9 protein-coding genes are annotated in these 11,120 nt (G+C 71.3%); 4 read left to right on the top strand and 5 right to left on the bottom strand.

Translation table 11 applies throughout. From position 1 onward, the window contains the following. On the bottom strand, positions 1 to 800 hold an 800-nt coding region (locus G3I65_RS52955; protein ID WP_160703809.1), incomplete at its 3' end, for an ROK family transcriptional regulator. Positions 801 to 899: 99 nt separating this feature from the next. Here G3I65_RS52955 and G3I65_RS52950 point away from each other — a divergent pair. From G3I65_RS52950 to G3I65_RS52940, 3 genes are read left to right on the top strand one after another with little or no spacing between them, the layout of a single operon-like run. Beyond that, the gene (locus G3I65_RS52950; protein ID WP_160703807.1) at positions 900 to 2,327 is read left to right on the top strand and encodes an APC family permease; all 1,428 of its coding nucleotides are present in this window, start codon (positions 900 to 902) and stop codon (positions 2,325 to 2,327) included. After that, positions 2,324 to 5,134, top strand: a complete 2,811-nt coding sequence (locus G3I65_RS52945; RefSeq protein WP_160703805.1) for a beta-mannosidase — start codon at positions 2,324 to 2,326, stop codon at positions 5,132 to 5,134. Before G3I65_RS52950 ends, G3I65_RS52945 begins: the two co-directional genes overlap by 4 nt. Further along, entirely contained in the window at positions 5,131 to 6,021 is an 891-nt protein-coding gene (locus tag G3I65_RS52940) for an ROK family protein (RefSeq protein ID WP_160703803.1), read from the top strand. Before G3I65_RS52945 ends, G3I65_RS52940 begins: the two co-directional genes overlap by 4 nt. Positions 6,022 to 6,068: 47 nt before the next feature. On the opposite strand, the gene G3I65_RS52935 is transcribed toward G3I65_RS52940, so the two are convergent. The 4 genes from G3I65_RS52935 to G3I65_RS52920 form a co-directional block, all read right to left on the bottom strand. Beyond that, positions 6,069 to 7,277, bottom strand: a complete 1,209-nt coding sequence (locus tag G3I65_RS52935) for an MFS transporter (protein WP_160703801.1) — start codon at positions 7,275 to 7,277, stop codon at positions 6,069 to 6,071. A 41-nt stretch (positions 7,278 to 7,318) separates the two neighbouring features. Then, on the bottom strand, positions 7,319 to 8,578 hold the full coding sequence (locus tag G3I65_RS52930; RefSeq protein ID WP_160703799.1) for a cation:proton antiporter: 1,260 nt from the start codon (positions 8,576 to 8,578) through the stop codon (positions 7,319 to 7,321). A gap of 71 nt (positions 8,579 to 8,649) precedes the next feature. After that, a complete protein-coding gene (locus G3I65_RS52925) occupies positions 8,650 to 9,123 on the bottom strand; it encodes a universal stress protein (protein WP_160703797.1) in 474 nt (157 codons plus the stop codon). An 11-nt stretch (positions 9,124 to 9,134) separates the two neighbouring features. Continuing rightward, entirely contained in the window at positions 9,135 to 10,703 is a 1,569-nt protein-coding gene (locus tag G3I65_RS52920) for an MDR family MFS transporter (protein ID WP_160703795.1), read from the bottom strand. A gap of 87 nt (positions 10,704 to 10,790) precedes the next feature. On the opposite strand from G3I65_RS52920, the gene G3I65_RS52915 reads away from it, so the two are divergent. Further along, a partial coding sequence (locus tag G3I65_RS52915; RefSeq protein WP_160703793.1) for a TetR/AcrR family transcriptional regulator occupies positions 10,791 to 11,120 on the top strand: 330 nt, incomplete at its 3' end.

Genomic DNA, 11,120 nt, shown 5'->3' with positions numbered 1-11,120 from the left:
GGCCCGGGGCGGCGGGCCGCCGCTCCCGCCGGCAGCGGGCCGTAGGGCAGGTCCGCGATCTCGCCCGCCGCGCCGTGCGCGCCGCGGAAGAGCTTGCCGTCGACCAGCAGGCCCATGCCGATGCCGGTGCCGATCGTCAGGCACACCAGGACGTCGACGCCGAGCGCCGCGCCGAGGGCGTGCTCGCCGACCGCGCACAGGTTGGCGTCGTTCTCCACCACCACGTCCGAGCCGGCGACGGCCAGTGCCGCGACGAGTTCGTGCAGCAGTCCTCGCCGCTCCCAGCCCGGCAGGTTGGGCGCGCGGTGGACCGTCCCGGACGCCGGGTCGGGGACACCGGGGGTGCCGACGACCGTCGACACGACTTCGTGCGGCCGCAGCCCGGCCGCGGCGACCGCGCGTTCGACGGATTCGCTCACCGTGCGCACCAGCGCGCTCGCCGAGTGGCACCGGTTGGGCTCGTCGAGCCGGGTGACGATGCTGCCTTCGAGGTCGGCCACCGCGATCCGGATCGCGCGCCGCCCGATGTCGACGCCGACGACGTGCCCGGCGTCCGGTGCCGCTTGGTAGACGACGGCCGCGCGCCCCGGGCCGGACAGGCTGCGCCCAGTGGTCCGGACCAGTCCGTGCTGCTCGAGGTCGAGCAGCGCCTGTCCCACCGTGGGTTTCGAAAGTCCCGTGTCCGCCGCGATCTGCGGCCGCGTCGCCTCGCCGTGGCCGCGCAACCGGTCCAGGACCAGGCGCTGGTTCAGTGCCCGCATGTTCGCCGGGGTTCCCACCTGCGGCCCGTTTTGCCCCACTCAATCCTCCTGTGTTGCCGCAAGTTTATCCACGGAACTCTTTCGACGCGGCTCGTTCTATGTTAAGAAACTTTACTAACTACTAGCCGGAGGCACGCCGTGAGTTCACCCACCCGTTCAGGGGCGCCGCAGCCGGCCCTTGAGCGCAAGATCGGCCCCCTGCAGGCCACCGCGATCAACATGACCCAGATGTGCGGTATCGGCCCGTTCGTCACGATCCCTGCCATGGTCGCCACCATGGGCGGCCCGCAGGCGATGTTCGGCTGGATCATCGGGGCGATCGTCGCGCTGGCCGACGGGCTCATCTGGGCCGAACTCGGCGCCGCCATGCCGGGCGCCGGCGGCACCTACCTCTACCTGCGCGAAGCGTTCCAGTACCGCACCGGCCGGCTGATGCCGTTCCTGTTCGTGTGGAGCGCGGTGCTGTTCATCCCGCTGATCATGTCGACCGGCATCATCGGCCTCGTCCAGTACCTCGGCTACCTGATCCCCGGTGTCACCGACGCCGCGGGCACGACGCCGCTGGGGAAGATCATCGGCGTCGGCATCACGCTCGTCATCGTCGCCGCGCTGTTCCGCAAGATCGGCCAGATCGGCAAGCTCACGACGGTGCTGTTCGTGGTCATGCTGATCGCGGTGCTCACCACCGTCGTCGCCGCGTTCACGCACTTCAGCGGCGCGCAAGCGTTCGCCTTCACCCCGGGCGCGTTCAGCTCGGCGGGCGAAGGCACCTTCTGGGGCGGCCTCGGCGCCGGCCTGGTCATCGCCATCTACGACTACCTCGGCTACAACACCAGCGCCTACCTCGGCGGCGAGGTGCGCGACCCGGGCCGGACGCTCCCGCGGTCGATCCTCTTCTCCATCGTCGGCATCATGAGCCTCTACTTCCTGCTGCAGGTGGGCGTTCTCGGCTCGGTGCCGCTCGAAGAGCTCAAGACCGCCACCTCGGTCGCCTCCACGGTGCTCGAACAGGCGTGGGGCACCGTGACGGCGAAGATCGTCACCGTCTTCATCGTCGTCGCGGCCATCGGCTCGGTGTTCGCCGGCCTGCTCGGCGGCTCGCGCGTGCCGTTCGAAGCCGCGCGCGACAAGGTGTTCCTGCCGATGTTCGGCAAGCTGCACCCGAAGCTGAACCTGCCGACCGCGGGCGTGCTCACCATGGGCGCCATCACGATCATCGGCTCGCTGTTCACGCTGACCGACGTCATCAACGCCGCCGTCGCCACCCTGGTCATCATCCAGTCGCTGGCCCAGGTCGCGGCCATCTGGACGCTGCGCCGCCGCCAGCCGGGCCTGAAGCGGCCGTACCGGCAGTGGCTCTACCCGCTGCCGACGCTGCTCGCGCTGGTCGGCTGGGTGTACATCTACGTTTCCGCGTCGTGGCTGTCCATCGGGCTGTCGCTGGGCTGGATGGTGCTCGGCGCGCTCGCGTACCTCGTCTACGCCAGCGCCGAGAACACGTGGCCGTTCGGGCCCAAGGAGATCAAAGAGGCTTTCGCCGCCGACCCGGAAGGGGCTCAGGCATGACCCGGAAACTCGCGGCGGTGGCCGCGCTGCTGCTCGTCCCCGGCGTCCTCGCCGTCGCCGGACCGGCCGCCGCGCAGGACACGCAGCTGCTCTCGAAACCGCACGGGCTCACCACCATCGGCACCCAGGGCTGGCAGGTCCTGACCACCGCGAACGTCAAGGACGGCGGCGAAAAGGTCTCCACGCCCGGGTACGCCACCCGCGGCTGGCTGCCGGTGAAGCCGGACGACGCCGGCGCGCCCGGCACCGAGATCACCGCGCTGGTGCAGAACGGCAAGTGCCCGGACGTCTTCTACTCCGACAACCTGCGCAAATGCTTCGGCTACGTCGACAAGCTCGGCCCGGTCGTCACGAAACCGTTCGCCGACCCGTGGTGGTACCGCACCGACTTCACTCCGGAGATCCGGGCGGGCCAGCACGCGAAGCTGACCGTCCCCGGCATCGTCGGCGAGGGCGACGTCTGGGTGAACGGGAAACTGGTCGCCGGCAAGGACATCGTCAGCGGCGCCTTCGCCGGGCACACCTTCGACGTCACGAAGCTGGTGAAGCCGGGCCGCAACACCCTGGCGATCAAGGTCTACCCGAACGACCCGCTGAAGATGTACACCCTCGACCAGGTCGACTGGGGCCAGATCCCGCCGGACAACAACACCGGCATCCAGTTCCCGCCGACGCTGCAGGTGTCCGACGCGCTGAGCGGGGACAACGCCCACGTCGTGCAGGACAACGCGCCCGACCTGTCCAGCTCGAAGCTGACGGTCAAGGTCGACGTCACCAACGACGCGGCCGAGCCGCAGACCGGGGACGTGGCCGCGACGATCTCGGCGCCGTCCGGGGCGCCGATCGTCGTCAAGCAGCGCGTGACGATCCCCGCGCACACCAAGCGGACCGTGGCGTTCGCGCCGGTCACGATCGCGCACCCGCGCGTGTGGTGGCCGTATTCGATGGGTGACCAGCCGCTGTACACGCTGACCACCGCGGTCTCGCAGGACGGCGTGCTCTCGACGTCGTCGAAGAGCACCTTCGGCATCCGCACGGTGACCTCGCGCCTGGTCGGGAAGTCCGCGGCGCTGCCGGAAGGCGCGCGGCAGTTCACGATCAACGGCAAGGACTTCGTGTTCCGCGGCGGCGGTTTCGCGCCGGACCTGTTCCTGCGCTACGACTCCGCCGACACCGCGCACCAGATCGCGCTGATCAAGAACCTGGGCCTGTCCGGTGTCCGGCTCGAGGGCCACGACATGCCGCAGGACTTCTACGACCAGGCCGATCGCGCCGGGCTGCTGGTCATCGGCGGGTTCCTGTGCTGCGACGCCTGGCAGCCCGAGGACGCCTCGAAGCTGACCGGGCGCGACTACCGGATCATGCACGACTCGGCGTACACGATCGCGCAGATGGAGCGGAACCACCCGAGCGTCTTCAACTACGGCTGGAGCGACAACGAGCCGGTGCCGCGCCAGGAATCCGAGACGCTGAAAGCCTTCAAGGAAGCCGACTTCCAGGTGCCGGTGATCGCTTCGGCGGAGTACAAGAGCACGCCGACGCTCGGCCAGTCGGGCGAGAAGGAGGGCCCGTACGACTGGGTTCCGCCGTCCTACTGGTACGACGGCTCGCACTTCGACGCTTCCGATGACAGCCGCACCAACGCCGGCGGCGCGTGGGGCTTCGCGAGCGAGCAGAGCGCCGGGCACACCGTGCCGACGCTGGACTCGATCAAGCGGTTCCTCTCGCCCGCCGAGCAGGCGAAGCTCTGGCAGGACCCGGCGTACAACCAGTACCACGCGAACTTCGAGCCGGGACACGGCGGTTACGCGTTCGGCACGCTGTACACCCTCGACCAGTCGATCAAGCAGCGGTACGGGAAGTGGACCTCGCTCAAGTCCTATGTGGACCTGGCGCAGATCGCGAACTACGAGAACACGCGGTCGCAGTTCGAGGCGTTCCTGCACCACTCGACGGACAAGGCCGGCCCGTCGACCGGCGTCGTCTACTGGCAGCTGAACAAGGGCTGGCCGACGCTGCTGTGGTCGCTCTACAACGACGACGGCGACCAGGCGGGCGCGTTCTTCGGCGCCAAGAAGGCGAACAAGCCGCTGCACGCGCTCTACGGCTACGACAACGGGTCCGTGACGCTCGACAACCTCGGCGCGGGCACGCAGTCCGGGCTTTCGGTGCAGGCACGGGTGCTCGACACCGCGGGCAAGGTCCTCGACGACCAGACGGCTTCCGGGCTCTCGGTCGCTTCGCAGGGCGTGCGCACCGGGGTCCTGAAGCCGAAGGTGCCCGCCGAGACGAAGGCGCCGGCTCCCGCGAAGGTGTACTTCGTCGAGCTGCAGGTGAAGCAGGGCGGGAAGGTCGTCGACCGGAACGTCTACTGGCTTTCGACGCAGAAGGACGTCGTCGACTGGGGCAAGACGCTCGGCAACCCGCAGGCGACGCTGTCGCAGTACAGCGACCTCCAGGCGCTGCAGAACCTGCCGAAGTCGCAGGTCAGCGCGATCGCGTCGACGCGGCGCAGCGGCGGTGACCTGGTCACCACGGTGACCGTGACCAACACGGCGAAGACGCCGGGTGCGGCGTTCTTCCTGCGGGCCGACGTCCGCCGCGGGACACCGGACGGCCGTGAAGCGGCGGGGGACAACCAGCTCGCGAACGCGACCTGGGACGACAACGACGTCACGCTGTGGCCGGGCCAGTCGCAGACGTTGACCGTCACCTACCAGGCGTCGGACCTGCGGGGCGCGGCGCCGGTGATCAGCGTCGACGGGCTGAACACCGGTCGGATCGTGGTGCGGGGGAGCGGCGCGTGAGCGGGGATCGGATACTCGGCATCGACTTCGGCGGCACGAAGGTGGCGCTGGGGCTCGCCGGCCGCGACGGCACCCTGCTGGCCACGCGCCGGCTGGACACCGACGCGCACGCGGGCGCCGAGCAGGTGGTGGTGCGCGCGCTCGCCGCGGCCCGGTCGCTGCTGACCGAGTCGGGTGCCGTGCCCACCGCCATCGGCGTCGTCAGCCCGGGGATCGTGCTGCCGGACCGGATCCTGCTCGCGCCGAACGTGCCGGGCTGGGAGCAGCTGCGCCTGGCGGAGCTGGTGGCCGCGGAGTTCCCGGACGTGCCGATATCGGTGGGCACGGACGCGAAGGCGGCGGCGCTGGCGGAATGGCGCTGGGGCGCGCTGGCCGGCGCCGACCCGGCGGTGTTCCTGTCACTGGGCACGGGCATCGCGGCGGCGGTGCTGGTCGGCGGCCGGGTGCTGACCGGCGCCAACGGGGCTGCCGGCGAGATCGGGTACAACCTGCTCTCGCCGCAGGACACCGAGGGTTTCGCGAGCGGAGCGGCGCCGCTCGAGGAAGCCGTCGGTGGGCGTGGGCTGGGCGGCCGGGCGAGCGAACTGCTCGGCCGCCCGGTCACCGCCGGGGAGCTGTTCGCACTGGCCAAGGAGAACGTCGAGGCCAAGGAACTGGTCACGGCGGCGCTCGACGAGCTGTCGATGCACGTGGCCAACCTGGCGATTTCCGTGGACCCCCAGCGCATCGCGGTCGGCGGCGGCCTGGTCCGCTCGGCGGACGTCCTGCTCCCGGCGCTGGCGGACCGGCTGGCGCACGCGGTCCCGTTCCCGCCGGAGCTGGTGTCGGCGCGGTTCGACCAGGACGCGTCGCTGCTGGGCGCGGTGGCGCTGGCGCTGGGCGACTAGTCGTCCGGGTGACGCGCCGGTGCCCCGACCCGGCGCGCCACCCGGCATCAGCTCGCCGCGGCGGCCAGTTCCTCGGTCCGCCGGAACGCCGCCGGCGACAGCTGGAACCACACGAGGACCGCGCTCAGCGCCTGCACCGCGGCCACCACCACCCAGACGCCCCGCAGGCTCCAGTGCGCCGCGACCAGCCCGCCGGTCAGCGCTCCCAGCGGGGTCAGTCCCCAGGCCAGCGCGCGGTGGCTGGTCAGCACGCGGCCCAGGAGCGGGGCCGGGGTGAAGCGCTGGCGGCTGGACTGGGAACAGACGTTCCAGACCAGCACCGTCGAGGTCAGGAACACCAGCACCACGCCGATCAGCGGCGGCCACGGGGGCAGCACCGCCAGCAGCAGCGGGGCCACCGCGCCCAGGCTCTGCGCCAGCCGCATCGACCACGAGTAGCCGAGGCGGTCGACGATCCGCTGGACCACGAACGACGAGACCACCCAGCCGACGGCGAGGCAGGCCAGGAGCAGGCCGTAGCCGACCGAGCCGACGTGGAGGATCTGCGTCGCGTACAGCACGAACATCGAGTTGCCGGCGCTGGCGGCGAACGAGCCGAGCGCGACGTTCAGCGTGATCGACCGCAGCAGCGGCGTCCGCACCAGGTGGGTGAGCCCGGCCGAGAGGTCGCGCAGCGGGTGGGTGCGCGCGGCGACCACGGTCGTCGACGGGATGCGCCGGGTCAGCAGCAGCGCCAGCAGCGCGAACGCGGCCGCCAGCCACGCGGGCGCGCCGGCGCCGACGGCGACCAGGAAGCCGGTCAGCGGCGGCACGACGAACTGGACCACGCCCCGGTCGATCACGGTCAGCCGCGCGTTGGCGTGGGCCAGGCGGTCCGGGGTGACCAGCTCGGGCACGAGCGCCCCGCTGGCCCCGTCGCCGAGCACCTGCGCCGTGGTGACGATGAAGGCCACGACGAGCAGCACGGGCAGGCTCAGCAACCCGGCCGACGCCACGGCCCCGAGCACGAGCGCCGCGCCGACCTGTACGGCGTAGGCCCAGGCGAGCACGGCGGTCCGCCGCACGCGGTCGATGAGCACCCCGGCGAACAGCGACAGCAGCAGCCACGGCGCCTGCCCGGCGACGTTGACCAGCGAGATCTCGCGCGGGTCGGTGGTGACGGACACGGCGAGCAGCGGCAGCGCGGCCAGCATCAGCCCTTCGGCGGACGAACCGGACACCGCGACAGCCTGCAACCGGACCCATCTGCTCGCCATGATCACCACCCTGCCGAAGGCGGGCCCGCGACCCAAGCGAATTACGGTTGACGCCGGCGCCCGAGGCGGTTCGCCAGCGGCGCCGACCCGATCCCGTGCAGCACCACGCTGCCCAGGACGCAGACCACCGTGATGGTCAGCACGATGTCCTCGTCACCCGTGGCCAGGCCGTTGAGCGCGAGCAGCCCGAAGACGATCGACGTCGTCCCGCGGGGGCCGAGCGCGCCGATCAGGAACCGGTCGCGGCCCGACAGGTCCGTGCGGAGCAGGGAGAGCACGACCGGGCCGATGCGCAGGACGGTGAGCGCGGCGAGGCAGAACACGACGACCTGCCAGCTCAGCCCGAACTGGATGACCAGCACGCTGATCGCGCCGACCACGAACCACATGCCCATGGTCAGCAGTCCGGTGACCTCTTCCAGCAGCTGCAGCTCGGCGGTGGGATCGGTCAGGATGTCGCGGGCGCGCTCCGGGACCTTGCGGATGTAGGAGGCGGCGCTGCCGCGGAAGACGTACCGGAACGCGATCCCGCACACGAACGACGCGACGAACCCGTTGCCGCCGACGGCGACGGTCGCCGCGTAGGCCAGCAGCGGGGTCGTCAGCACGGCGACCCGGCGGCCCTGCGCCGACGTCCAGCCCGCCCGCGCGGCCAGGAACAGCAGGAGCCCGATCAGCGCGCCGACGGCGGCGCCGACGACGATCGCCTTGATGGCGAACGGCAGCGCCGTGGCCAGCGCGTCCTCCGCGGTGTTCTGCTGGTTGTCCGTCCGCGCCAGGATCAGCGCGAACAGGAACACCGGCGAGACCAGCCCGTCGTTGTAGCCGCTTTCGATGTTGAGCACCCCGCGCACCGGCGCCGGCAGGTTGCGGTCGCGGACCACGCGTTCGGCCGCGGCGAAGTCGCTCGGGATCACGATGCACGCGATCAGCAGGAGCAGCGGCCACGACAGGTCCGGCAGGAGCACGGCGCCGAGCAGCACCGCCAGCGCGATGCTCAGCGGCATGGCGATGAGCAGGACACGCGCGACGAGGCCGGGGGAGCGGCCCCACAGCCGCCCGCCGCGCACCTCGGTGGCGTCGACGAACAGCAGCATCGCGAGGATCAGCTCGGCGACGTGCTGGGCGATCTCGGTGTTGAACACCTCGACCAGCTTGTCCGGCGCTACGGTCAGCGCGGCCGCGGCCCCGCACACGACCATCAGCACCGGGGCGGCGATGTTCCACCGGTCCAGCCGCGCCGCCAGGAGCGAGCGGAGCAGGAAGGCGGCGGAAAGCACCAGGAGTGCGGGGATGAACATCGGGCTCCACGGCGCGGTCTCGGCTTCGGGTCGCCGCCGAGCCTACCGTCCGATGTGGAGGGAGACGTGGCTCACGGGACCACGAGGACCGGCCAGTGACCCGCCCGGATGAGCTTCGTCGCGACCGAACCCGCGAACCGGTGCCCGGCCTTCTGGGACGCGCCGACCACCACCGTATCGGCGTGGCAGCGGTCCGCCGTGTCCCGGAGCGTCGCATACGGGTCGCCGAACGACGTCACGAACGTGACCGGCACCCCCAGCTCCTCGGCCGCTTCGCGCATCTGGCCGCGCAGCTCCGCCGAGAGGTGGGTGGCCGTGTCGTGGTCGATCAGCGTCGCGACGGCCGGCCGCAGCGGCAGCAGCGGGGCGTGGCTGGCGACGAAGGCGACGACCAGCCGGCTGCCTTGGCGCCGCGCCATGCCGAACGCGAAGGCCGCCGCCCGCATGGCCGTGTCGGTGCCGTCCACCCCGGCCAGGATGGCCCGCGCCGCGGGGTCGCGGCGCGGGCCGAAGTGCTCCACAGTGGACTGGAACGCCCCCTCCATCGCGTCCGCTCCTACCGCGCGGCCGGTTCCGGCGCGGCCGGTTCGCCGGTCTCCGCCAGGTCGATCGTCGTGCGCAGGGTGATCGGCTTCAGCAGCAGCGCCGCGATGACGCCGACGACCGCGACCGCCGCCGAAATCAGGAAGATGTGCGCGGTCGCGTCGCCGTACACCGTGTGCACGACCGTCTGGACCTGCGGCGGCAGCGCCTTGAGGTTCAGCGCGCTGGTCCCGCCGGTCGAGGCCTGCCCGGCCGGCACGTGCAGCGCGGCGGCCAGGTCGGCGGAGACGCGGTTGGCGAGGACGGCGCCGAGCACCGAGACGCCGATGGTGCCGCCGAGGGACCGGAAGAACGTGACCGACGCGCTCGCCGCGCCGAGGTCGCGCAGCGGGACGTCGTTCTGCACGGCCAGCACGAGGTTCTGCATGGTCATGCCCACGCCGATGCCGACGACGGCCATCGCGATGCCGATGATCCACAGCGGCGTGGCGTGGTCGACCGTGCCCAGGCCGAGGAACCCGAGCACCAGGATGATCGTGCCGGCCACGATGTACGGCTTGATCTTGCCGGTGCGGCTGATCAGGCGGCCGGAGACGGTCGAGGACACGAGCACGCCGGCCATCATCGGCATGGTCAGCAGGCCGGCTTCGGTGGGCGTGTAGCCGCGGCCGATCTGGAAGTACTGGCCGAGGAACACCGCGCCGCCGAACATCGCCATGCCGACCGCGAGGCTCGCGAGGATCGCCAGCGCGGGCGTGCGCTGGACGACGATCTTCAGCGGCACGACGGGTTCGCGCACCTTCTTCTCCACCAGCACCGCGAGCGCGAGGAGCACGAGCCCGCCCGCGACCATGACGGCGGTCGGCCAGGAGAGCCAGTCGAACGAGTTGCCGACGAACGAGACCCAGATCAGCAGGACGCTCACGCCGGCCGCGATCAGCCCGGCGCCGAGGTAGTCGACCCGCACGTCGTCGCGGCGCACGGTCTCCAGCTTCAGCGTCCGCTGCAGCACGACGAAGGCGAGCACGGCGATCGGGACACCGACGAAGAAGCACCAGCGCCAGCCCAGCCACGGCACGTCGACGATCAGACCGCCCAGCAGCGGTCCGCCGACCGTGGCGACCGCCATCACGGCGCCGAGGTAGCCGTTGTACCGGCCGCGTTCGCGCGGCGGGATGATCGCCGCGATCACGACCTGGACGAGTGCCTGCAGGCCGCCGACGCCGATGCCCTGGAACGCGCGCGCCGCGATCAGCTGCCCGGTGTCCTGGCTGAACCCGCTGATCATCGAGCCGGCCACGAAGATCACGATGGCGACCTGGACCAGCGTTTTCTTGTTGAACAGGTCGGCGAGCTTGCCCCAGATCGGGGTGGTGGCCGTCGCCGCGAGCAGCGTGGCCGTGACGACCCAGGTGTACTGCGTCTGGGTGCCGTTCAGCGAGCCGATGATCAGCGGCAGCGACGTCGAGACGACGGTCGAGCTGATCATGGCCACGAACAGGGCCAGCAGCAGGCCGGACAGCGATTCGAGCACTTCGCGGTGCCGCATCGCCCCGGACGGGTCGGTTGTTTCGGACTTCATGGCATCCCTTCACACGATCCGGGCAAGTATTGCTCATTGGGCAAACTTGCACAATGAGCAACTTATTCCCGTCGCTAGGCTGCCCGCATGGACATCCCGGGCTCGCTGCGCGACCGCAAGAAGGCGGCGACGCGGCAGTCGCTGCACGAGGCGGCGCTGCGCCTGGCGATGGCGCACGGGCTCGACGGCGTGACGGTCGAGGACATCGCCGACGCCGTGGGCGTGTCGCGCAGGACGTTCTCCAACTACTTCGCGAACAAGGAGGACGCGGTCCTGCACGCCGACCGGGAGCGCACCCGCGAGCTGGTTTCGCTGCTCGAGGGGCGGCCGGCCGAGGAGGAGCCGTGGCCGGCGCTGCGCGCGGCGAGCCGCGCCCTGAACCGCGCGGGGGCCGCGCCCGACCGCGAGTGGGTGGCG

Source organism: Amycolatopsis sp. SID8362 (assembly GCF_010550475.1).
Lineage (GTDB): Bacteria > Actinomycetota > Actinomycetes > Mycobacteriales > Pseudonocardiaceae > Amycolatopsis > Amycolatopsis eburnea.
This window is presented reverse-complemented; position numbering and strand designations above follow the sequence as displayed.

What these genes read in the sequence shown, in the direction of transcription:
- G3I65_RS52945 (WP_160703805.1), top strand. Translation starts at nt 2,324, where the DNA reads ATGACCCGGAAACTCGCGGCGGTGGCCGCGCTGCTGCTCGTCCCCGGC.
- G3I65_RS52935 (WP_160703801.1), bottom strand. Translation starts at nt 7,277, where the DNA reads ATGGCGAGCAGATGGGTCCGGTTGCAGGCTGTCGCGGTGTCCGGTTCG.
- G3I65_RS52930 (WP_160703799.1), bottom strand. Translation starts at nt 8,578, where the DNA reads ATGTTCATCCCCGCACTCCTGGTGCTTTCCGCCGCCTTCCTGCTCCGC.
- G3I65_RS52925 (WP_160703797.1), bottom strand. Translation starts at nt 9,123, where the DNA reads ATGGAGGGGGCGTTCCAGTCCACTGTGGAGCACTTCGGCCCGCGCCGC.
- G3I65_RS52920 (WP_160703795.1), bottom strand. Translation starts at nt 10,703, where the DNA reads ATGAAGTCCGAAACAACCGACCCGTCCGGGGCGATGCGGCACCGCGAA.